General features: G+C 46.8%; 18 protein-coding genes and 2 pseudogenes. 15 read left to right on the top strand and 5 right to left on the bottom strand.

The genetic code is table 11. The features are described from left to right. Positions 1 to 2: 2 nt before the first annotated feature. The 4 genes from K7I13_RS15460 to K7I13_RS15445 form a co-directional block, all read right to left on the bottom strand. Complete coding sequence (locus tag K7I13_RS15460) at positions 3 to 2,039, bottom strand: NHL repeat-containing protein (RefSeq protein WP_255947036.1); 2,037 nt, start codon at positions 2,037 to 2,039, stop codon at positions 3 to 5. Between the two features lie 162 nt (positions 2,040 to 2,201). Beyond that, positions 2,202 to 2,867 carry a tetratricopeptide repeat protein gene (locus tag K7I13_RS15455; protein ID WP_255947035.1) on the bottom strand — a complete coding sequence of 222 codons (666 nt, stop codon included), beginning with the start codon at positions 2,865 to 2,867 and terminating at the stop codon, positions 2,202 to 2,204. A 33-nt stretch (positions 2,868 to 2,900) separates the two neighbouring features. After that, positions 2,901 to 3,638, bottom strand: a complete 738-nt coding sequence (surE, locus tag K7I13_RS15450) for a 5'/3'-nucleotidase SurE (protein WP_255947034.1) — start codon at positions 3,636 to 3,638, stop codon at positions 2,901 to 2,903. 13 nt (positions 3,639 to 3,651) lie between these two features. Then, positions 3,652 to 4,809: a galactokinase gene (locus K7I13_RS15445; RefSeq protein ID WP_255947033.1), complete on the bottom strand. Its 1,158-nt coding sequence runs from the start codon at positions 4,807 to 4,809 to the stop codon at positions 3,652 to 3,654. A gap of 67 nt (positions 4,810 to 4,876) precedes the next feature. Here K7I13_RS15445 and lnt point away from each other — a divergent pair, with 67 nt between their 5' ends. The 15 genes and pseudogenes from lnt to K7I13_RS15365 all read left to right on the top strand — a co-directional run bounded on the left by lnt (position 4,877) and on the right by K7I13_RS15365 (position 18,330). Then, positions 4,877 to 6,478 (top strand): apolipoprotein N-acyltransferase, encoded by a 1,602-nt coding sequence (gene lnt / locus K7I13_RS15440; protein ID WP_255947032.1) that lies wholly within the window; start codon positions 4,877 to 4,879, stop codon positions 6,476 to 6,478. Between the two features lie 32 nt (positions 6,479 to 6,510). Continuing rightward, positions 6,511 to 7,031: pseudogene (locus K7I13_RS15815) on the top strand (biotin transporter BioY). Next, a pseudogene (locus tag K7I13_RS15425) lies at positions 7,024 to 7,197 on the top strand (ATP-binding cassette domain-containing protein); the annotation flags it as partial. The pseudogenes K7I13_RS15815 and K7I13_RS15425, both read left to right, overlap by 8 nt. Positions 7,198 to 7,295: 98 nt before the next feature. Next, positions 7,296 to 7,763 (top strand): energy-coupling factor ABC transporter ATP-binding protein, encoded by a 468-nt coding sequence (locus tag K7I13_RS15420; protein ID WP_255947029.1) that lies wholly within the window; start codon positions 7,296 to 7,298, stop codon positions 7,761 to 7,763. Beyond that, positions 7,763 to 8,449: an energy-coupling factor transporter transmembrane component T family protein gene (locus K7I13_RS15415; protein WP_255947027.1), complete on the top strand. Its 687-nt coding sequence runs from the start codon at positions 7,763 to 7,765 to the stop codon at positions 8,447 to 8,449. Before K7I13_RS15420 ends, K7I13_RS15415 begins: the two co-directional genes overlap by 1 nt. A gap of 152 nt (positions 8,450 to 8,601) precedes the next feature. Then, positions 8,602 to 11,211 carry a ribonucleoside triphosphate reductase gene (locus K7I13_RS15410; RefSeq protein ID WP_255947025.1) on the top strand — a complete coding sequence of 870 codons (2,610 nt, stop codon included), beginning with the start codon at positions 8,602 to 8,604 and terminating at the stop codon, positions 11,209 to 11,211. Between the two features lie 36 nt (positions 11,212 to 11,247). Next, entirely contained in the window at positions 11,248 to 11,796 is a 549-nt protein-coding gene (locus K7I13_RS15405) for a thioredoxin family protein (RefSeq protein ID WP_255947023.1), read from the top strand. A gap of 3 nt (positions 11,797 to 11,799) precedes the next feature. Continuing rightward, positions 11,800 to 12,546: an anaerobic ribonucleoside-triphosphate reductase activating protein gene (locus K7I13_RS15400; RefSeq protein WP_255947022.1), complete on the top strand. Its 747-nt coding sequence runs from the start codon at positions 11,800 to 11,802 to the stop codon at positions 12,544 to 12,546. 22 nt (positions 12,547 to 12,568) lie between these two features. Further along, complete coding sequence (locus K7I13_RS15395; RefSeq protein ID WP_255947021.1) at positions 12,569 to 13,993, top strand: alpha-amylase C-terminal beta-sheet domain-containing protein; 1,425 nt, start codon at positions 12,569 to 12,571, stop codon at positions 13,991 to 13,993. Between the two features lie 145 nt (positions 13,994 to 14,138). Next, positions 14,139 to 14,756, top strand: a complete 618-nt coding sequence (locus K7I13_RS15390) for a lactate utilization protein (RefSeq protein ID WP_255947020.1) — start codon at positions 14,139 to 14,141, stop codon at positions 14,754 to 14,756. 31 nt (positions 14,757 to 14,787) lie between these two features. Further along, on the top strand, positions 14,788 to 15,246 hold the full coding sequence (locus K7I13_RS15385) for a GNAT family N-acetyltransferase (RefSeq protein ID WP_255947019.1): 459 nt from the start codon (positions 14,788 to 14,790) through the stop codon (positions 15,244 to 15,246). A 220-nt stretch (positions 15,247 to 15,466) separates the two neighbouring features. Then, positions 15,467 to 16,447 carry an ABC transporter substrate-binding protein gene (locus K7I13_RS15380; RefSeq protein ID WP_255947018.1) on the top strand — a complete coding sequence of 327 codons (981 nt, stop codon included), beginning with the start codon at positions 15,467 to 15,469 and terminating at the stop codon, positions 16,445 to 16,447. 140 nt (positions 16,448 to 16,587) lie between these two features. After that, positions 16,588 to 17,001, top strand: coding sequence for an ABC transporter permease subunit (locus tag K7I13_RS15375; RefSeq protein ID WP_255947017.1), 414 nt, complete (start codon positions 16,588 to 16,590; stop codon positions 16,999 to 17,001). Next, a complete protein-coding gene (locus K7I13_RS15370; protein ID WP_369413770.1) occupies positions 16,953 to 17,543 on the top strand; it encodes an ABC transporter permease in 591 nt (196 codons plus the stop codon). Before K7I13_RS15375 ends, K7I13_RS15370 begins: the two co-directional genes overlap by 49 nt. Next, positions 17,536 to 18,330, top strand: coding sequence for an ABC transporter ATP-binding protein (locus K7I13_RS15365; RefSeq protein ID WP_255947016.1), 795 nt, complete (start codon positions 17,536 to 17,538; stop codon positions 18,328 to 18,330). Before K7I13_RS15370 ends, K7I13_RS15365 begins: the two co-directional genes overlap by 8 nt. Positions 18,331 to 18,462: 132 nt before the next feature. On the opposite strand, the gene K7I13_RS15360 is transcribed toward K7I13_RS15365, so the two are convergent. Next, a complete protein-coding gene (locus K7I13_RS15360) occupies positions 18,463 to 20,988 on the bottom strand; it encodes a hypothetical protein (protein ID WP_255947014.1) in 2,526 nt (841 codons plus the stop codon). Position 20,989 lies beyond the last annotated feature (1 nt).

Raw genomic sequence — 20,989 nt, 5'->3', positions numbered from 1 at the left:
TATTATTCAAGAGGAGCAAAATATCCTGTTTCGTCACGCCCGGAACGGTTCATGAGATAGGCTTCGACTTCCAGCGGCAGATAGGCTCTTCCAAAGTCAGTAGGCAGCAGGGATGTATATGAAAATATGTAAGAACCATTTGGAGCATTCAGAATGTCCCTGACTACCGGTTCAAGGCCCTCGCTCCGGTACACATAATAGGATTTTCCTCCTGTTGTTTTTGAAAGAAAATCATATTCAGGTACAGCGGCCCCGGAATTGAGATAAACGGTCGAGAACAGAACGCCATTATTTGTCATGTATGCGGCAAGCTCATTCAGTCCGTAACGGGAAAAGCTGTTTTCGGAAACAGTTCCCGCACTCAGAAATATGACCGCCCTCTTTTCAGAAGCATTTATCAAATCATTAACCGCAAGACGCAAGCCCATATCAAATGCCCATGAAGCCGAAGCGGCAGCCTTTGGGGTAAAAATCCGCCAGGTACCGGTTGATGACGGCCCGCTTCCTTCCTGAACGGGAAGCGCTCCGGCCGAAACTATTCTCAGATTTCCCCGGCCGTTCATGGCTGCGGCAATCTCCGCTATAGCGGTTCTGATTTCATTTATATATGAAGAAGCCTGCAGGGATCGGTCAATCAGAATGGTTATGTCACAGATATCATCGTTATATGCGGCGCTCACAAGTTTCATTGCCGAAACAGGCCGCTGTTCTTCCGTTACAAGAAAATTTGAGGCATTAAGACCTACAACGGGATTCCGGTTTCTGTCTTCCACCCGTACTTCCATGGTAACCTGTGGAAAGGCGTCTGCATTTACCCGCTCGATCTGTACAAACAGACCTCCGACCAACTCGCTCATACGTGAAATGACCTGAATGGTATTTCCCTTATAATCGGCAAGGATAAGATTTCCGTTTGCGTCTCCGGACGTACCCGTTATCCGGATCGGGGCGTTTCCGAGCCGGGCAAGCTCCGTAAGCGCTCCTGTCTGGGAGTCAATCATACATACCCTGTTTTGCATTGAAACAAGCAGGGCCTCATTCCACAGACGTACAGATTCACTTCCGCGGAGGGTACCGGCGGGGACAAGTGTCCGGATAAAATTTCCCGCGGTGTCAAACATAAAAAGCGCGCCGGTCACGGAGTCCGCAACATAAACAAAATCATCTTTGACCGCGATTCCGGCTGGCGCAGTAAAACCAGGAAAAGAACCTGATTTTTTCCCGAAGGTAAACAGAGGTTTATACTCCGGGTCAAAAACTACAATACGGGCATTTCCGTAATCGGTAACAAAAATATTTCCGGAAGAATCAAAGGCAATATACTGGGGTCCGATAAACTCCCCGTTTTGCCTGCCCTTGCTTCCAAAAGAAGTTATATACCGGCCCTGGGAATCAAGAACGGAGATTCTGTCCGCGGACATTTCCGATACGAGCATTTTTCCGTCAGGAAGACGGACAAGATCAAAGGGCCGGTCAAATCCCGTAAGGGGGCCCCGGGCCCGGTGCAAAATCTGTCCGTTAACATCAAAATGAATAAGCTCATTTGAGCCATATGCGGAAACCCAGAAGGTCCCGTTTTCAAGAGATACAACCGAAACAGGCTGCAGGAATAATTCCGCCTCGCCATTTTTTGCCGTAATCTGGGAAGCTTCCACAAACCGTGATAATTCATGAAAATCAGGCCTGATACTTCTCCGCTCATGAACAATTTCCATACGGTTCCTGAGCAGCAGGTTCTCATATCCTGCATCCAGGGCATACTGCCATTGCTGCAGGGCGGTTCCTTCAATACCGCTGCGGTAATAGGCTTTGCCGAGCCAGTCAAGAATGAGCGGCTCTCCCGGCAAATAGGCAAAGGCCTTTTCAAACTGCAGAATGGAATCATTAAAAGCACCGCGGTAATAAGCCTGTACGCCCCGACGGAATTCTTCTTCCGCTCGGATGCGGTCAGCCGCAGAGACCTGCGCGGCAAGCGGAGCGAGAGCTATTATTCCGAACAAAAAAGCGGCTATGATATGGAGTTTGTTATTTTTCTTCATCCGATATCCTTATCAGAAAACTGGTTTATAACCGGAGTCCCGGAAAACTGTTATACACCTTTGATTCAAGTTTCTGATATAAAGAATTAACTAATTCTTTATATCAGAAACACTCACAATCGGAAATAATCAAATAAATTACATTATTTGATTATACAGCTCTTATTTTGCTATAACTTCAAAATGATTTTTAATTATATCATTATTCGGAACCTTCTCAAGAGCCCTGCGCGTATAGGTTTTTGCCTCTATCGTGAGGCCAAGTTTATGATAGGTCCACCCGAGAGAATCAAGGTAGGCAGGATTTGCGGGATCAGTTTCAAGGGCCTTTTTGCACATAGTCAAAGCTTTTTTCAAGTCACGGCCGGTGTCGGCGAGAATATATCCGTATCCGTTTAATGCCGTCGGATTTTCCGCGTCCAGGTCAAGGGCTTTTTCATACCATTCCAAAGCCTGGTCGGTATTGGAATGTTCATAGGCTATATAACCAAGCGCGCTGAATACCTGAGGCGATTCATAACCCGCCTCAAGAAGTTTACGGAGTTCAAAATCGGCGAGCCTGGTGCGGCCGGTAATAGTATACATAACGGACAGAACCATACGGCACTGGTAGACTCTGGCAAGATCGGAATCTGCGGTAACCACCTGTTCCAGATAAACCAGCGCATCATCATAACGTTCAAGACGCGCATAACATAACCCGATAAAATATGCGAGTTCAAGATTGCTGCCGGACTCTCCGTTCGGAATACCAAGGAATGATACCAGGGCTTCTTTATACTTTGCTTTTTGGTACAGCCCGATACCTTCTTTCATTGCATCGCTCATAATCCCTCCCGTTTTGCGATATGAAAATCCGCCTTACATGATAAATTCAATATCATTCTCACACAGGGCGCTTACCGGCTGCGCCAGGACGCGGGATACTGAAATATAGCCCTCTTTTACAGCGTCCCAATCTGAAAACCCGTCGCCGTCTGTTTGAATGTTTCCCGGGCAAAAAAAACTGTACTTGCAGCCATCCGGACCGTCATGAATTACCGTGCTGTCACGGTAATCCCGGTATGATATTCCGGTGAGTCTGGCTCCCTTGTACTGCAAGCCTGAACGGGCATTTATGTTAAGAAAAATATCCTTATCACACAGGGAAATCAGTGTATCGAGATTTTTCTGCACAAAAAATGCAAGAGGTTCCCATACATAGTTACCGTCATCTGATTCCAGGCTGACGGCAATTCCCGGAATACCTGCCATTGCAGCCTGTCGGGCCGCGGCGGCGGTCCCGGAGTAAATAAGGTCAGTACCCATATTTGCCCCGGCATTTATCCCGGAGATTATTACGTCCGGCCGCCCTCCGAGGATTCCATGCATACTGACAATCGCACAGTCAACCGGAAGCCCTGAACAGGCGAATTCCTGCTCTCCCCTCACCCACAGTCTCAGAGGTTCATGCATTGTAATTCCATGCGAAACTGCGGACCGGTTTTCAGACGGTGCGATTATCCATATATCAGTGTTTCCGCCTGAACGGAGTACGGAGGCAAGAGCCTGTATTCCTTCGGAGGAAAGTCCGTCATCATTAGTCAGTAGAATTTTCATATACGACATTCTATCATAAAACAGCAGCTCCGTCAGATGGATACACGGTATAAAGCATGGGTTTAAATCCGAAAATCCGTTCATATTCATCAAGTTTATGCTTATATGACTCAATATCCGGAGTACGGAGAATACTATAGGTACAGCCGCCGAAACCTCTTCCCGTCATCCGTGAGCAAACCAGATCGGGAGCATCAGGAATAATAAATTCCTGGGCCCGTTTAACCAGCCAGTCAAGTTCGGGGCAGGAAATTTCAAAACGGTCACGCAGGCCTTCATGAGAATGAATTATCGTCCGTGAAAAAAGCATATATTCATGATTTTTCAGAGCATTCACCGCCTCATGTACACGCTCCGATTCCCGCATAATAAAAACAACTCTCCTCCGCACGGATTCTTTTATTCCGCTTATTTCCTCAAGCTGGACTTCGGTTAACTGATTGAAATCAGAGGGAGCGTCTGGTGATTCTTTTACAACTTCATAGGCGCGGATACATTCCTGAATCCGCTGCGCGAGTTCTTCGCGGGCAAGTACGCGGGGGACACGGGAATCGGTGAGTATTATCGAGTAATCCTCTTTCGGGAAGGCTACAAGTTCGGAAGATATTTTCCTGTTATCTATTTTAACGCAGTGTCCCTCTTTTGCAAAAAGCGCGCATAGAATATCCGCGCGGTGCGCGTGGGTTTTCAGGAAATTCGTATTGGCCCGTTCAAGCAGGGAAACAAGGGTTGCATCCGTTAATTTTGGCGCAAAAAGAGTCCTTAAAGCCAGTCCGGTCGCAACTTTCAGCGCATTTGGCGTTCCAAGTCCCGCATCTGCAGGAATTTCTGAAAAAATAGTGAAATTTAAGCCGGTAATATGTATACCATATTCAATAAAAGAAGATATAACTACCTTAACGGAATTTGCCCATCGGTCTTCACGGCGGTATTTTAAATTTGAGGAAGAAATTTTTTTTCGTTCTCCCAGCGAAACGGAATGCAACCGGTAATTCATATCGCTCCGCTGTGAAACCGCGAGGTATAGATTATTGTTTATTGCCATAGAGAGAGTATTCCCTTTGGCAAACCAGGTATGTTCTCCAAGCAAATGGAAACGCCCCGGCGCAACAGTAACAACAAGCGGATCCGTATTATATTCTTCCGCGTGATGCAAAACAATTTCGTGCATAACATTAATATAATAGAGGCAATATTGAAACAATTCAAGAAAAATGCGAAAAATGAAGGCGAATATTATGTCATTACCTAAATCTTTACTCTGCGTTCTTTTATCAGCAATACTCCTCTCACTGGGAATACCGAATGAATTTATTCAAGACGGATCGGCGATTTTCGGTATTGTATCGCTGGTTCCGCTGTATATTGCGATGAAACATTCAAAAAGCTGGGGAATAGCCGGACTCCTCGGCGGACTTATGATGTCTCTTGTACATATTTTTTCCAGTTTCTGGCTGGCTTTTTTCAAGGATTTTGCCGTTTTTACATTGGGGGCCTCGGCCCTGGCGTATTTCGGGCTTGGCATCCTTGTAGGCTGGGTACTCAGATACGCGTTTTCCCTTCCGCGGCTTACCCAACCCTTTATTTTTGCCCTGGTGTGGACCCTGTGGGAATGGTTTAAATCAATAGGATTCGTCGCGTATCCCTGGGGAACGATTATCATGACCAGCAGAAGTTTTCTGCCTCTCATACAGATTGCTGATATTACCGGAACCTGGGGAATCAGCTTTTTGTTCGCGCTAATTTCAGCCACCTTTGCAGAAGCCTTTCTCATTTTTTATCCGGTCAGGAATCTCGGATATAAAAATATTTCCGTCAGATGGGAAAATTTCATTCCGATTGCGCTGTTTACCGGCTTTCTTGTTATTCTGTCTTCATTCTATGGTTTTTACCGGATACTGCGTCCCCCGGAAAAACAGACAGATATACGGATAGTTATGGTGCAGCAAAACGCCGACTCATGGGATTCCAATGGACGGGAAAATGCGCTTCTTATTTCGCAGAGACTGAGCAGGGAGGCGCTCGCCCAGTCACAGGAAAAAACAGACCTTGTTATCTGGAGTGAATCAGTTCTGACAGTCCCCTATGAAACCCGGAAGTATTATTATGATGAATTTCCCCGGGCCGATCCGTTTGCCGCCTTTCTTGAAGAAATAGACACGCCCCTTCTCGTCGGCTCACCGGTCATTGTTGATCATGAAAACTATGGCCTGTCAAATTCAGTGCTGTTGATAGCTCCGGACGGCGAACAGCTTGACTGGTACGCAAAAATACAGCTGGTTCCGTTTGCCGAATATATGCCTTTCACTGAATATAAGTGGGTAAGGGACTTTTTTGATACCCTGGTAGGATTTTCCCGCGGATGGGTCCCGGGAAAAGAATTCAAGGCCTTTTCAATCCAGAATGTTAAGGGAGAGAATATTTTATTTACAACTCCTATCTGTTTTGAAGACGCCTTTTCCTCACTCACAGCAAAACTGCATAATACGGGAAGCAATCTGCTGATAAATCTGACGAACGACTCCTGGTCAAAAACGGAAAGCGCTGAATATCAGCACTTTGCGATAGCCTATTTTCGCGCAATTGAACTGCGGACAACGCTTATACGTTCAACAAACGGCGGGTATTCCGTTGTAGTCGATCCGCTTGGGATCATGCTGGCTGACATGCCCTTATTCACCGAAACTTCAATCAATATTAAAATTCCCGTTTATCCGAATATTACAACTTTCTATGCGCGTTTCGGGGACTGGTTTCCCGTTGTACTATTCATTATACTGATCATTATTACAATTGGTAATCAGATACATCCCAGTCGTTCCGCCGGAGAAAAAAATTGAAAACCGCTACCCTGAAATCCGTTTTTACCGCCGTGTTTGCCGCCCTGATTTGCGCAGGTTCCGTTATAGCCATACCGCTCGGCCCTATTCCGATTGTATTGCAGAATGCTTTTGCGATACTTTCAGGACTCCTTTTGGGTCCGCTGCAGGGAGCCGGGGCTGTCGGACTTTTTCTGATTGCAGGTTTTCTCGGCCTTCCTGTCTTTTCTGGAGGAAAGAGCGGGATTGTTGCTATAACCGGCCCCACGGGGGATACCTGATCGGATATTTTATAGGCGCCATGGTCGCAGGTTTTGCCGTTCAAAAAGCTGATGAGGATGACTGGAAAAGGGCCTTTCCCATTGTCCTGAGCGCAACGATTGCGGGCTTTCTTGCTATTTATTTTCCCGGTGTAATTTTTATGAAAAAAAATCTTAATCTGACTTTTGGGGAAGCCATATCAAGAGGTTTTGTACCGTTTCTTATTGCCGATGCAATAAAAATAGCGGCGGTTGTACCTATAACGCTTAAACTGCGGCCGATAATCCGTCGATACCTTTCTCCAGATGCTTGAAGTTACATCACTTACGCGCCGCTTCCCGGACCAGCAGGGATTTGCCCTGCAAAATGTTTCTTTTTCAATTTCAGCCGGCGACTGTATTGTAATAAGCGGGGCAAACGGTTCCGGAAAAACAGTTTTAATGAATCTTATTGCAGGACTTGATAAACCTACCTCCGGCTCTATACACATTGGAGAAAAAAACGGAATGCAGGCCAGGGTCGGATTGATCTTCCAGGACGCCGACTCCCAGATTCTCGGAGATACCCCCTTGAGGATGTGGCCTTCGGCCCACGGAATCTGGGAGTATCCCGGAAGGATGCTGCCGAAACAGCCCGGCAAATGCTGGAGAGGACCGGGTTGCAGGGAAAAGAAACCGTTCCGGCCCATTCCCTGTCCGGGGGAGAAAAACGAAGGCTCGCGGTGGCAGGAATACTGGCCATGGATGCGGAAATTATCATATTCGATGAACCGTATGCAAATCTTGACTGGCCGGGTGTTATTCAGGTTAACCGCATAATCAAACAGCTGCATTCCGAGGGAAAAACAATACTCATCCTGACCCATGAAGTCGAAAAGGTACTCGCCCTGGCAAACCGGCTGATTATTCTGTTTCAGGGCAAAATGGTTTATGACGGACATCCGGAGGAGGCTCTCCGGACAGCGGCCCTTGCGGAATGGGGAATCAGAAATCCCCTTTTGCAGTATAACAGCCTGAGTGATCTTGTGTGGGATGCGCCTGAGTAATGAAACAGAAAGCGTATATTCCACTTTTCCAATACCGCCCCGCAAAAACATTTTTGCACCGTATCCCGGCAGGCTGGAAATTCGCATTTCTTATTGCGTTTACTATTGTTATTTTCAGACTTAACGCACTGATCATAGCTATCCTTGCCGGAATAATGCTGGCACTGACATTCGCGGTGAGGACACCTTTTTCGGTTTTCGCCAGAAATATGCGTATTATTCTGTGGTATGGTCTGTTTATTATGCTGTTCGGCCTTGCAGGAAAAACATATGATGCTCTTATTTTTCTGGATGAACTGAAAAGGTCGGGGCTGTATATCCTGAGGCTGGCCGCCGTACTTCTCGCGAGCAGTCTTTTTTACCAGACAACCAGTGGAATGGAAATACGGTATACCTTTTCAGGCATTCAGGATGTATTGCAGAAAATAGTTTCATGTATATTTTTTCCCGTGAAAAAAATTACCGGAAAACAGGTAAAACTTCCGGATATTGCTTTTTTGCTGTCTCTTACCATTACCTTTATCCCCCGGCTTTTTTCAGCCTGGTCAGGCCTTAACCAGGCATGGGACGCCCGGGAGGTTCTCTTAAAAAGGGAATTCCCGGCGCATGGTACAGGTTTACCACGCTGGTCCCGCTCTTTATTGCGCGAATTCTGGCAGAAGCGGCGGAAACAGCTGACGCAATAAAAAACCGTTCCTGAAATTCCCTCATTCTTTTAAAGAATTTGCTTATTTCTGCATTTCGCCTATTGCGCTCCCCCATAAATAGTGTTATATTTTGTTTTGCACGCCAAGCGGTACACTATATCTGGAAGCTAAATTCATGGAAGAGGGAAAAAATGCGGTGTCCGCATTGCGGCAATTATGATGATAAAGTTATAGAATCACGCACCCTTGCGAACGGGGAAAGTATCCGTAGAAGAAGGGAATGTCTGGGATGCGGCTACCGTTTTACGAGTTATGAACGTATTGAAGAAAAACAGTTTATGGTAATCAAAAAAGACGGCCGCCGGGAGCCTTTTGACCGTTCAAAACTTGAACGGGGTATTAAACGCGCTCTGGAAAAACGGCCGTTTTCAAGTATGTCAATAGAAAATATAGTAAATGAAATTGAAGATCAGGCCGTTATGTGCGGGAAAGCCTCACATGAAATAGCAAGTCCTGTTCTTGGCGAACTGGTTATGGCCAAACTGAATGAGGTCGATAAGGTCGCCTGCATACGCTTTGCGTCTGTGTATAAAAAATTTGAAACCATAGATGAGTTTATTATAGAGGTAACGCAGGTGGGGGAGAAAACGATGTCAATAAACACTGATAACAAAAAGCCGGAACCGTCGGATCAGAATGTATTTCCCGAATGGAAACACTTTCTCGGAACAGCAAAAGACCCGGAGGCAGCTTCATTTCTGAAGTACGTAGTAAAACGCTCCGGCGAAATAAGCAACTACAACCGCAGTAAGATTGAACAGGCTATCAATAAAGCATTCAAAGCGGTTCACGGAATGGAAAACCCGGAACGTACAAGGGCGCTCTCGGATATTGTCGAAGAACAGCTCCGTTCCATGATGGCGGGCCGGCATGCAAATTCCATTCCGGCTATAGAAGAAATTCAGGACACGGTTGAATCGGTACTGATTCAGGAAAATGAAGTTAAAACGGCAAAGGCCTATATTCTGTACCGTGCGCGCCATGAAGCTATCCGGGATGCGGAAAAGCTTATGCTTGACATTGATGAAACAATGGACGGCTATTTAAAACAGTCGGACTGGCGGGTAAAAGAAAATGCGAATGTCAATTTCTCACTCGGCGGGCTGATTCTGCACAATTCGGGAACCGTAACTGCCAATTACTGGCTTAAGAATATCTATCCTGAAGAAGTTGCCGAGGCTCACCGGTCGGCGGCATTTCATATACATGATCTTTCAATGTTTTCAGGTTATTGCGCGGGCTGGTCCCTGAGACAGCTTATTGAAGAAGGTCTCGGCGGCGTCCCTGACAAGATTACCTCGAAACCGGCGCGTCACCTTTCGACCCTTATTCAACAGATCGTTAATTTTCTCGGTATTATGCAGAACGAATGGGCCGGCGCACAGGCTTTCAGTTCTTTTGATACCTATCTGGCTCCCTTTGTCCGCAAGGACAATCTGTCCAGAAAAGAGGTAAAACAGTGCCTGCAGAGCTTTATCTACGGAGTAAATACTCCCAGCCGCTGGGGATCCCAGGCGCCTTTTACTAATATTACGCTTGACTGGAATTGTCCCGCCGATCTTGCCGATAAAAAGGCGGTTGTAGGCGGCGAAGAATTGGCGTTTACTTACGGTGAGTGCCAGCCGGAGATGGATGTTATAAATAATATCTTTATCGAATTGATGATAGAAGGCGACGCCGCAGGGCGGGGTTTTCAGTATCCGATCCCGACATATAATATTACCAATGATTTTGACTGGACAAGCGACAATGCGCGGATGCTGTTTGAAATGACTGCCCGGTACGGGACCCCTTACTTCCAGAATTTTATCAATTCAGATCTTAATCCGAGCGATGTTCGGTCTATGTGCTGCCGGCTGCAGCTTGATAAACGGGAACTCCGCAAACGCGGAGGAGGTTTGTTCGGTTCCGATGAATTCACCGGATCACTGGGCGTTGTTACCATAAATATGGCGCAGATCGGATATCTCGCAAAAACCGAAGCCCAGTATTTTGCGCGGCTTGACTACCTTATGGAACAGGCAAAAATAAGCCTCCAGCTGAAGCGGAAGGTAATAGAACGGCTTCTCGAGGGAGGACTCTTCCCCTACACGCGCAGGTATCTTTCACACTTGAACAACCACTTTTCAACCATCGGGATTTGCGGCATGAATGAATCATGCATGAATTTCCTCAGGGTTGACATAGTAAATCCAAGGGGAAAGGAGTTCGCCGAAAAAGTACTGGAACATATGCGCCAGAAGCTGGCTGATTTCCAGGAAGAAACCGGGGATCTTTTTAACCTTGAAGCGACTCCGGCGGAAAGCACCTCTTACAGGCTTGCGCGCCATGATAAACAAAAATACCCGGACATTATTGCCTCGGGCGATAATGATCCCTTTTATACAAATTCAAGCCAGCTTCCGGTAAATTTTACAACTGATGTATTTGAAGCGCTCGACCATCAGGAAGCGCTCCAGACAAAATATACCGGAGGAACCGTTTTCCATATATATCTCGGCGAAGCGATAAAAGACTGGGAAGCGTGCCGTGACCTGGTAAAGGCTGTTGCATCAAACTACCGTATCCCCTACTTCTCGATTTCTCCGACATTTTCCGTATGCTCGGTTCATGGGTATATTAATGGCGAACACTTTGAATGTCCGACCTGTAAAGCGGAACGGGAAGAACTGCTCGCGGCGAGACTTGCGGAGCTTGAAGCGGAACGCCGTATGGCAGTTTCGGCGGAAGCAGCCCTGTAACATTTTGTAATATTAATTCCGGGGAGGGAAATAATTATGAGAACATTAGCAGAAATCGACCTTGACATTGCAAAAGTCACGGACGAAATGAAGGATGTACACGGAAGCCCGACTGAAGTGTATGCACGTATCGTAGGCTATTACCGGTCGGTCAGAAACTGGAACAGGGGCAAACGCGAAGAATACAATCACCGCAAGCTCTTTGTTTCCGATGAAAGCCAGATCGCGGAACACCTGCCGGCGGAAACAGCCCGTCATGAACAGCCCGCTTCATTTGCGGCCCATTCCGAACCTCAAAGAGCGGTAACCGAACCTTCGGATTCAGCCATTCATTATGAGATATTTTTCCGCAAAACCTGTCCGAATTGTCCGGCGGTGAAAGAATATTGCGCAAACCTTCCGATATCGGGGGAACAGATCGATGTTGATACTGAAGGCGGTTTCCGCCGGGCCCAGGAATTCGGCATTTATTCCGCTCCTACAGCAATCTTCTTTGATAATGACGGCAAGGAAATTGCGCGGGCCCATTCAGTTCAGGAAATCCGTACCCTGATTCCCGTGAAGGAACCTGCGGTAACCGCATAACAGATGAACGCAGGCTTACAGAAAACAAGCCTTGTCAACTTTCCCGGCCGCGTCGCAGCGGCCGTTTTTCTGCCCGGATGCAACCTCCGGTGTCCCTACTGTCATAACGGAGAGCTGGCCTGCGCAAGTTTCATAACCGGACCCAAAGCCGGAGCAGACTCCCTGAATGAATATGTCACAATCGAAGACATATACCGTCATCTTGAAAAAAGGGCATCTGTTCTCGGCGGCCTGGCAATTTCAGGCGGCGAACCCCTGCTCTCGCCGGCGCTTGACGGCCTGATAAAAAAAGCAAAAAGTCTCGCCCTGGCGGTGAAGATCGATACAAACGGGACTATCCCGAACCGGCTGCGGCAGATTCTGGATGACCCGGAACTGTCGCCCGACATGATTGCCGTTGATATAAAAACATCGCCCTCCAGATACGGTGAACTGACGCTGGAAGGAGGAGCCGGGACCGCTGCGGGAGACGCTCTGGTGCAGTCTCTTGAAATACTGGGGCGGACCAACCTGTATCCGGCGCTCCGTGTTGAATTCCGGACCGTACTTGTCCCCGGACTGGTCGATGAGGAAGAAATCAGGAAAATTGCGGAAATTCTGCCGGAACAGGGAAACTGGCTGCTGACTTCTTTTGTGCCGGGCAACTGTCTTGATCCCGCCTGGAATGAAAAGGAACCGTACTGTAAATCCAAGGTAACAAATCTTGTAAATCTGGCAAAAACCCTTTATAAAACAGCAGAATTGAGGTAAAATGGAAACTAAGGAGATAATTATGCAGCATCTGAAAAAAGTATTTACGGCATTAAGCTTTATTATCCTGTTTACCGCCTGTTCATCTTCGGGATATGAACATAGAAAAGTCCAATTGCCTCAGGGATCAACCTCGGTTCCCGGAGGTCTTGCGGGTATTGATACTGCCGAAAACCCTTACGGCGTTATGCTTCAGGGGTTCCAGTGGGAGAGCTGTAACGCGGGCGGCTGGTACAGCGTTATAAGCACAAACTCATCAGAAATAAAAAATACCTTTGAATATGTCTGGTTCCCTCCGTCCAGTGACTCGGGAAGTACCAACGGATACCTTCCGCGCGAACTGAATAAACTGACCACTCCATACGGTACGGCAGCCCAACTGAAACAGGCTATAAACGATATAAAACCCGCGAAAGCAATTGCGGATATTGTCATTAACCACCGGAACGGAACATATAACTGGGGGACTTTTACCAATCCCGTCTGGGATGAGGATTTTTACGCCATTTGCAGCAATGATGAAGCGTTTACCCGGGGCGACTCATCTATCGTTAATTCAGACAAGCGGGGAGCTTACGATACCGGCGCCTCCTATGACTCAGGACGCGATCTCGATCACACAAATACAAAAGTGCAGAACGGTATCATTGCATGGATGAATGACGTTTTAAAGGACGCCGGTTTTGTAGGCTGGCGTTACGATTATGTAAAAGGCTATCACGGGATATTCACCGGAAAATACAACGCAGCAACAGACGCCAAATTTTCGGTCGGGGAATACTGGCCGACCGCTTCCTTTAGTCCTTCAAACAGCATAGCCTGGAGAAATGAGATGATCAAATGGGTGAATACCACGGCAATGGAAGGAGGCAGAATTTCCCGCGTTTTTGATTTTGTATTAAAGGGAAATTTAAATGAAGCTTTCGGATGGAAATCCTCTTCAAATACATCCAATCTGAGTAAATGGGATATGTCAAAGCTTGCTGACCAGAACAGCATATTCAGCTATGCGCCGGCCTCGGCGGTAACCTTTGTTGACAACCATGATACGGGCAGCACCCAGCAGTACTGGGAACTCAATCCCTCAAACCTGGGACCGGCCTATGCCTTTATCCTTACCCACCCCGGATATCCCTGTGTAGCCTGGCAGCATTATTTTACCGGGAGCGGCTCGCAGTTTACGGCAGGAAGTTATGTTAACCCGGCCAGGACGCTCACGCTTCGCGGACTTATCCAGATACTCATAGGGCTGAGGGAAGATATGGGCATCCGCTATGACAGTGCTGTTCAGATTATAAGCAGTTCAACCCAGCTGTATGTCGCGAAAATTGAGGGCGATACAGGCAATGTGCTGGTAAAAATCAGTAAAAATTCATATACGGTTCCCGCCGGTTATACGACAGTGTGTTCAGGGACCGGCTTTGAGGTCTGGAAGCAGGACCCGTAATAACTGCCGGCAGGATTATCCGCGCCCGCATTACATTTTCACATGCGGGTTCCGCCTGCTTCATGTAATGCGGGATTGCTGATATAATGCGGCTCCGCCTCTATGGTCCGCGCTGAAACCCCTTATTCTTTCCAGGAAAGCTGAAATGCTCAATATTACTGAAAAAACAATCAGGGCTTTAAAACAGAACAGGATTCCGGCCCGGTATATGGAAACAGCTCAGGAACTATTCAGCTGCATGGATTCCTGTATCGCTTCAAAGGACATGGTCGGTACAGGAGATTCTGAAACACTTAACGCCCTGGGCGTCTATACATATCTGAGAAACAGGGATATTTTTTTTCTGGATAAATACGGGAACAATGTATCAAAAGATGACAAACGGAATATCTATTTGAACAATTTTAAAACGGATGTTTTCATTTCAGGAATAAATGCGTTAACCGCAGAAGGAAAAATTTTCAATCTTGACGGAAACGGGAGCCGCGTGGCGCCTATCATTTATGGTCCGAAAAAAGTACTATTAATCTGCGGGACTAATAAATTGGTATATACCGACGCTGAGGCATATGAAAGAATCAGATCCAGGGCCGCTCCGCTTGACGCAATCAGGCTTGGCAAAAACACACCTTGCGCCAAAACAGGCTATTGTGTTGACTGTAAATCAGCCGATAAAATCTGCAATTATTATTCAATAATACAGGGCCAATTTGATAAAGACAGAATCAATGTGCTGATAATAAACGGCGAATACGGATATTAGTTTCAGCTTAAAAATACGGGAATACAATCTGATGGAACATATCACGGAAATTTCTGACAGCGGCAGAATAACGGAAATAGTAAACAAAGCCTTTATGACTGTCGCCCGGCAGTTCAATTATACGAAAGAAAACGCTTCTCACTTCCCCGTTTTTGCGGAAAAGGAAGAAATCTGCAGACAGCTGGAATCCGGACTGAAAATGTACGGATATGTTAAAGATGATGAAATAATAGCGTGTATCGGTTATTCATATCAGGAAAATCAAAAATATCTTATAGAAAGGCTCGCGACGCTGCCTGAATACAGACATCTCGGAATAGGAACAAAACTGCTGGATTTTGCCGAACAGAAAATCAGGGACCGGGATGGAAAAACAGCTGAAGTCCATATTGTCGATAATAATAAAGTACTAAAGGTCTGGTATAAAAAACTGAGTTATAAGGAAAGCAGAATTGAAGCCCCCGCTTTTTACCATTTAAAGTATGTATAATGGAGAAGGAACTGGAAATATAGAATCAGGACCAGCGAACAGACACCTGTACCGCGCTCAAAGATTTCCGGTGACATCATGTGTATTCAGCAAATAGCATAAAACCGCTAAAAACCGTAAAAGACAGCAGTTATTATTGACTCATCAGCCTCTTCCCGGTATGATTTACTGCATACAATTCAGCCATAAAAATATATCCGGCTGAAATATGGAGCTATACATGAAAAAATTTTTTCGTATTATTATCTGCGCGATGATAGCGCTTACTCTGTTCGGGTGCAGTAAAAAAGAAGGAGACTCTTCCACCGGAGCAAAGGTTTACAAAATCGGGATAGTACAGCTGGTTGAACATGTTGCCCTCAACGCGGCCCATGAAGGCTTTGTAGCCGCGCTCGCCGAAGAAGGTTATGCAGACGGCGAGAACATCAGAATAGACTATCAGAACGCCCAGGGAGAACTGGCGAACTGTCAGACAATCGCCCAGAAACTGGTAAATGCCCGCAGCGATCTTATTCTGGCAATCGCAACACCGGCGGCCCAGGCTGTCGCAAACGAAACAAAAACCATTCCCATCCTTGTAACGGCGGTTACCGATCCTGAATCCGCAAGGCTTGTCGCTTCAAACAGCGCTCCGGGAGGGAATGTAACCGGAACATCCGATTTAACACCGGTCGCCGCCCAGATGCAGCTTTTAAAACAGCTTGTCCCGGATGTAAAAACAGTCGGGCTTTTGTACTGTTCAAGCGAACAGAATTCAAAATTCCAGATCGATATCGCAAAAGAAGAGGCCAATAAGCTTGGCATCAATTATATTGAAGCAACGGTTTCAAACAGCAATGAAATACAGCAGGTAGTCCAGAACCTTGTCGGCAAGGTCCAGGCAATCTATTCGCCAACGGATAATATGATCGCCTCGGGAATGCCCGCGGTAGTAGGTATAACAACTCCTGCAAAAATTCCCATGATCTGCGGAGAAGAAGGAATGGTCAATCAGGGAGGCCTTGCCACCTACGGTATCAATTACTTTGAACTTGGCCGCCAGACAGGAAAAATGGCCGCTGAAATTCTGAGCGGTGAAAAAAAGCCCGCGGAAATGCCCATTGAATATCAGCAGCGTTATGATATTACCATTAATATGGACACCGCACAAAAACTTGGTATCACAATTCCTGCGGAATTACTCGCGCAGGTAAATGAATAGCGCACGCAGCGCAAAACAAAACGGCAGAAAGAACTTCTGCCGTTTTTTTGTATCCGCCGGGGCATTTGCATATCCTGTTAAAATTGCTACAATAGCAATAATTGTATAATAACCGCACCGGCCTTTTTATGGAGTAACATATGATTATTCTTTCAACCCTGCAGGGAGCCGCATCCCAGGGCATCCTGTGGGGAATAATGACAATAGGCGTATTTATTACGTTTAAAATCCTTGATTTCGCGGATCTTACTGTTGACGGCAGCTTTGCGCTTGGCGGCGCTGTTTCTGCGACGCTTATTACTGCGGGAATGAATCCTTTCCTTTCGCTCATATTCGCTTTTCTTGCGGGATGCGCGGCGGGATATATAACAGGCGTCCTGCACACAAAACTGAAAATACCCGGAATTCTTGCCGGGATACTTACCATGCTTGCCCTGTATTCCATTAATATCAGAATCATGGGTTCTCCGAACAAACCCCTCCTCAATATGAATACGGTTTTTACATTTTTGAAAATCTCACGGGATCCAGCAAGGCGATCGGGTCCCTGGTAATCGGCACTGTTTTTTCCTGCATCATTATAATCGCTCTGTACTGGTTTTTCGGTACTGAAATCGGAAGCGCAATCCGCGCGACCGGCAATAATGAGAAAATGGCCAGGGCGCTCGGAGTCAATACTGATACCACAAAAAATCTCGGCCTGATGCTCTCAAATGCGCTGGTCGCCCTGTCGGGGGCCTTTGTTGCTCAAAGCCAGGGATACGCCGATGTCCAGATGGGTACGGGAACGATTGTGATCGGGCTCGCATCGATTATTATCGGGGAAGTTATTTTCGGCAAAAGGTTCTCGTTCTGGTACCGCCTGATGTCGGTTGTTTTCGGTTCAATAATTTACCGCATTATAATTGCCATAGTACTCATGCTCGGAATGCATCCTACCGACCTGAAACTGCTGACCGCGGCAATAGTCGCCATTGCGCTTGCCATTCCGGTTGTAAAAAAAATGCTGACAGCCCGGGTTTCCCGCAAAAAGAAAAACAGGGACATGCTCTCCCCTGATCCGGACAACAGAGGACGGAGTAACGGAAATGCTTAAACTGACAAATGTATATAAAACCTTTAACCCGGGAACTATCACCGAACGCAAAGCGCTCATCGACATAAATATCGAATTAAACGAAGGAGACTTTGTAACCGTTATCGGCGGGAACGGCGCGGGAAAATCAACGCTTCTTAATCTGATAGCAGGAGTTCATGAGGCCGATTCAGGGACAGTACTTCTCGACAGTACTGATATTACCTATCAGAAAGAATACCGCCGCTCAAGGTATCTGGGAAGGGTGTTCCAGGACCCCATGATGGGAACCGCGGCGAATATGGGAATTGAAGAAAACCTCGCGATGGCTTTCCGCAGGGGAAAACGGCGGAGCCTTCACTGGGGAATAACCCATGAAGAACGTTTATCATATACGGAAAAACTGAAAATGCTTGATCTCGGGCTCGAAACCAGGATGAAGGCAAAGGTCGGACTCCTGTCCGGCGGGCAACGGCAGGCCCTCACCCTGTTAATGGCGACCCTTCAAAAACCCCGGGTGCTTCTTCTTGATGAGCATACCGCGGCGCTTGATCCAAAGACGGCGAAAAAAGTCCTGGAGCTGACGGAGGAAATAATAACCAGGGAAAACCTGACAACCTTCATGGTAACCCATAATATGAAAAATGCCATTCTTTACGGGAACCGTTTGATCATGATGTATGAGGGCCGTATTATTTTTGACATATCGGGGGAAGAAAAGAAAACCCTCGAGGTAGCGGACTTATTGAAAAAATTCGAAACAGTTAACGACAGCGATGCTGTTAATGACCGGATGATTTTAACATAAGCAAAAAACCATACACAAACTTTTCGCAATGCATGTGTATGGTCCCACGTTACCGACTGACGGTCAGTCGGTAACGTTTATTTCCACACAATAAATTGTGTAGAAATAAACGGCGTCTGATATTCCCAATATTTATTCCTGTACCGCAGTTCCTCGGAAAATAACCGTATTGCTGTGCCCTGGAGGGTATTCGGCAATCTCGAAAACAGTTCCGTCGAATTTAATGCGTACGTCTATACCTTCCGTATTCAGTTTAAGAAAGGGTATAAGACTGTATTCTATGACTTCATTTTCCTTAACCGTATTGATATCGGAATTAATATACAGCGTACATTCGATTATTACCTGTTTTTTTTCCGGTGATTTTCCCCTGCGCGCGTATATTGTTTTCGGGCTTTTTCCCGCGTCAACAAAAATGGAAAAAGAAGGGGCAGAATCAATAGTCAGATACCAGCCGAAAAACTCCTGGTCCGTCTCAGATGGGGTAAAGGTTAAAACCGCCGGTATTGTCCCGGAGATTTTTTCAGCGGAAGGGCCGAAAAAACTTCCCTCGATCCTGTCCGGAAGCCCCGCTATTTGCCAGTATTCGGATACAGTATCGGAAAACCAGGCAGGCACCGGGACATCCTGCCGTCCCCTTGAAAACTGCTTTGCCATATCGGTATAGCAGTCTATCCTGATTTTCAGAAGTTCCTGGATTTTCTTATCGACCCATATACGGGTATTTGAATTTATATCGGTATATGCGCTGTTCGCAAGAACTATCGTTTCTCCGAATCTGGTAATGGTACGTATTTTGGGAACATCGACAAAATTCAACAGACTGAACCGGGCAATATAATCAAGCGGTATATACGTGGCGTTAAACCCGAAAGCTACCGCGAGGGATTTTTCGAGCTCACTGATTTGTTTTTTTATTTCTTCAGCAAGCGCCTTGTTGCGCTCGATTTTTGCTGTCAGCTCTTCATAATCATCTTCAGTCACTACCGAAGCGTGTGAAAAAACCAGTTCAGGAGAATCATAGAGGCGGACTTCTTCATAGTTGTCAACGTACCATGTCCGCCGGAAATCGGGAAGGGAATCTGATATAGTGCCGTCCGTCATAAACACTACTGAAACAATATCGGCAGTGTCACGGATAAAAATATATCTGCCCGATGCGGCCATCATGTAATGAAACAGGACCTTATCATAGGGCGTATATTTTTCTTTCAGTGACCGGGCAAATTCTTCCGAAAGTCCGTCAAAGGCCTGGTCCGGAATATCAAGCGTCACAAAAAACATTTTAGGTGAGCCTGTTCTTCCCGGCAGATAGTCCCGCTTGAGATATGTCCACAATTCAAGCGGATGCAGTGTCAGCGTACAGGTTTCGTCCTGCCAGGTAATCAGGAAATCACAGCTTCCTTCCAGGATATTGAAATCCGGGATTTCATACTGCCACCCGGCTTCCTTTTCACTACCGTTCCACCGGTATCCTGAGTATTTTTTATCAAGCGATTCTCCCCTCTGCGCCCCGCCGGGAACGCCGGTTTCTGTTAATACAGCGCCCTCCGTAAAATACAGGGGGACTTCCCTGAATTCCCATGAATCGTCAAAAATGGCCTTTGTCCAGTAACCGGTTTTACCGGCTTCATTATACCCCGCGACCCGGAGTTCCCGGGCGGCATTTCCCTGCCCGTTCTGCAGTATAGTAATATGCCTCGTAAGTGCGGCCTTGTCTGACAGGGGAATGGGCGGCTGTACCCGCCAGTCTTCGGATGGCAGACCCCATTCATTCAGGTTCGAAAAATAATTTGTTCCGGGCAGGTCTGATGTATACGGAATATAGGTGTATTTGAAAAACATGGGATCGCAGCCGATAATGTCAAAATCGGCCATGCGGGTATACATCTCCCCGGCTTCATTAATCAGGAAAAGGGTCGACGCGCTTGCCGAAAGGGAAACCGCCCTGAATTTCCCGCGTTCCGGGCCGATATAATTCCGTGAAAAATCGGACGGAAGGCCCGTATCACCGTAGCTGATTTCCTGCCCGTCTTCAAGCAGCACATAGGTTGTCGCTATTTCCTGGACACCGTTATGGTGCTGGTTCCCGAACGGGTCTTCATAATACAGAACCTGCATATTGCGCTTGCCCATTGCCCAGGCCCTGTTGTTTGCAGTCCTGCTGTCAAAAAAAAGCTGCTCCGACTTCGGCCACCCCTGCCGGTCCAGCCATACCAGGCTTTCATGAGCGACCGTTTCATCAAAACAGAAACGGTAAAATCCGCCCGTGTCCGAAAGCGCGACAAGTTCATCGGCGTCGGCGGAAATCTCTGCTATCGTGCGCGGCTTGTTGAAATTCCGAGCCCGTACATTATGGGGAAGACCGGTATCCATAAAGAGGACCCATTCTTTCGGCTCCTGTTCGGTATCGGTACTTTTATACCAGATTAGTCCGTCCCGGAGTATATAGTAATGGTAAGTATCAAAGGTCTGTGTTCTTGTTTTTATATAAACTGCTTCGGGAAAATCTCCGTTTATGTCCTCCGCAGCATTCATACCGCCGGGAGATGCGCTGTCTGGCACAGCCGGTTTGCCTGACGCGCAGCCGGAAAAAAAAAACGCGAGAAAAACAAGAAGAACAGCCGGAACCATATAAGTACGTGCAGTGTATTTCATT

Origin of the sequence: Brucepastera parasyntrophica, from assembly GCF_022376835.1 — a bacterium.
Classification (GTDB): Bacteria; Spirochaetota; Spirochaetia; order Treponematales; family Treponemataceae; genus Brucepastera; species Brucepastera parasyntrophica.
This window is presented reverse-complemented; position numbering and strand designations above follow the sequence as displayed.

What these genes read in the sequence shown, in the direction of transcription:
- K7I13_RS15375 (WP_255947017.1), top strand. Translation starts at nt 16,588, where the DNA reads ATGATTATTCTTTCAACCCTGCAGGGAGCCGCATCCCAGGGCATCCTG.
- K7I13_RS15415 (WP_255947027.1), top strand. Translation starts at nt 7,763, where the DNA reads ATGAAACAGAAAGCGTATATTCCACTTTTCCAATACCGCCCCGCAAAA.
- K7I13_RS15455 (WP_255947035.1), bottom strand. Translation starts at nt 2,867, where the DNA reads ATGAGCGATGCAATGAAAGAAGGTATCGGGCTGTACCAAAAAGCAAAG.
- K7I13_RS15460 (WP_255947036.1), bottom strand. Translation starts at nt 2,039, where the DNA reads ATGAAGAAAAATAACAAACTCCATATCATAGCCGCTTTTTTGTTCGGA.
- K7I13_RS15445 (WP_255947033.1), bottom strand. Translation starts at nt 4,809, where the DNA reads ATGCACGAAATTGTTTTGCATCACGCGGAAGAATATAATACGGATCCG.
- K7I13_RS15365 (WP_255947016.1), top strand. Translation starts at nt 17,536, where the DNA reads ATGCTTAAACTGACAAATGTATATAAAACCTTTAACCCGGGAACTATC.
- surE (WP_255947034.1), bottom strand. Translation starts at nt 3,638, where the DNA reads ATGAAAATTCTACTGACTAATGATGACGGACTTTCCTCCGAAGGAATA.
- K7I13_RS15380 (WP_255947018.1), top strand. Translation starts at nt 15,467, where the DNA reads ATGAAAAAATTTTTTCGTATTATTATCTGCGCGATGATAGCGCTTACT.
- K7I13_RS15400 (WP_255947022.1), top strand. Translation starts at nt 11,800, where the DNA reads ATGAACGCAGGCTTACAGAAAACAAGCCTTGTCAACTTTCCCGGCCGC.
- K7I13_RS15395 (WP_255947021.1), top strand. Translation starts at nt 12,569, where the DNA reads ATGCAGCATCTGAAAAAAGTATTTACGGCATTAAGCTTTATTATCCTG.
- K7I13_RS15360 (WP_255947014.1), bottom strand. Translation starts at nt 20,988, where the DNA reads ATGAAATACACTGCACGTACTTATATGGTTCCGGCTGTTCTTCTTGTT.
- K7I13_RS15385 (WP_255947019.1), top strand. Translation starts at nt 14,788, where the DNA reads ATGGAACATATCACGGAAATTTCTGACAGCGGCAGAATAACGGAAATA.
- K7I13_RS15405 (WP_255947023.1), top strand. Translation starts at nt 11,248, where the DNA reads ATGAGAACATTAGCAGAAATCGACCTTGACATTGCAAAAGTCACGGAC.
- K7I13_RS15390 (WP_255947020.1), top strand. Translation starts at nt 14,139, where the DNA reads ATGCTCAATATTACTGAAAAAACAATCAGGGCTTTAAAACAGAACAGG.
- lnt (WP_255947032.1), top strand. Translation starts at nt 4,877, where the DNA reads ATGTCATTACCTAAATCTTTACTCTGCGTTCTTTTATCAGCAATACTC.
- K7I13_RS15410 (WP_255947025.1), top strand. Translation starts at nt 8,602, where the DNA reads ATGCGGTGTCCGCATTGCGGCAATTATGATGATAAAGTTATAGAATCA.